The following is a 568-nucleotide window of genomic DNA, read 5'->3' as shown; positions in this document are numbered from 1 at the left end:
ACTATCACGTACAGGCTCTTCCCATTTCGCTCGCCACTACTTTGGGAATCTCGGTTGATTTCTTTTCCTGCAGCTACTTAGATGTTTCAGTTCGCCGCGTTCGCCTCACACACCTATGTATTCAGTGGGTGATACCCTAAAAGGGTGGGTTTCCCCATTCGGAAATCTGCGGATCAAAGCTTGTTTGCTAGCTCCCCGCAGCTTATCGCAAGCTACTACGTCCTTCATCGCCTGTAATCGCCAAGGCATCCGCCATGTGCACTTATTCACTTGTCCCTATAACCTTGACGGCTATAAGTCTAAGCATTTACTACTTGTGATGATGAGTTTTACTACCCAAGCATGTATCTGTCGATACACGCTTAATAAAACTTTACTTCTTCCAGATTGTTAAAGAACGTTACAGCAGATAAGTGTGAGCACTTGGCATGTTCCGAAGAACCTGCAAACTCTAGAAAGGAGGTGATCCAGCCGCACCTTCCGATACGGCTACCTTGTTACGACTTCACCCCAGTCACGAATCCTACCGTGGTAAGCGCCCTCCTTGCGGTTAAGCTACCTACTTCTG

The 568-nt window shown here is 47.4% G+C and carries 2 rRNA genes; both read right to left on the bottom strand.

Going from position 1 to position 568, the window contains the following annotated elements:
* Positions 1–276: ribosomal RNA gene (locus tag GTP46_RS29170) — 23S ribosomal RNA — on the bottom strand; the annotation flags it as partial.
* Positions 277–455: 179 nt separating this feature from the next.
* Positions 456–568, bottom strand: a 16S ribosomal RNA gene (locus tag GTP46_RS29165); the annotation flags it as partial.

Origin of the sequence: Duganella flavida (assembly GCF_009857445.1) — a bacterium.
In the GTDB taxonomy this organism is placed as follows: Bacteria; Pseudomonadota; Gammaproteobacteria; order Burkholderiales; family Burkholderiaceae_D; genus Rugamonas; species Rugamonas flavida.
The sequence above is the reverse complement of the archived record's forward strand: the minus strand, read 5'-3'. Positions and strand labels throughout refer to the sequence as shown.